A 272-nucleotide genomic window follows, 5' to 3' on the forward strand; every position below is an offset into this window, starting at 1 on the left:
GCCTCACCTTCGCCACCACCCTGCGCAGCGGCGCTGCTGTGCAAGGGGAAGTGAGTTACCGGCCGAACATGCCGGTGCAGCTCAATGGCAATGATCTGTTGCAGTCATTGCTCAATGCGCCCGGACGCAGCCCGCTGAACGTCGATGGCCTGCGTCCTGCAACAGACGAAACGCCATTCGATGGTTACCGGCGCAAGGAGGTGAGCCAGGCCCAGGTATCGGTCGTGCAGGCGTTCAGCCAAGTCATGGGCGCCCACCAGCTGCTGCTGATG

General features: G+C 62.9%; 1 protein-coding gene. It reads left to right on the forward strand.

Going from position 1 to position 272, the window contains the following annotated elements:
- The coding region (locus SB756_RS30210) for a DUF1302 family protein (protein WP_410913252.1) at nt 1-272 on the forward strand (272 nt) is incomplete at both ends.

This window comes from Pseudomonas sp. SIMBA_068, assembly GCF_046534705.1.
In the GTDB taxonomy this organism is placed as follows: Bacteria; Pseudomonadota; Gammaproteobacteria; order Pseudomonadales; family Pseudomonadaceae; genus Aquipseudomonas; species Aquipseudomonas putida.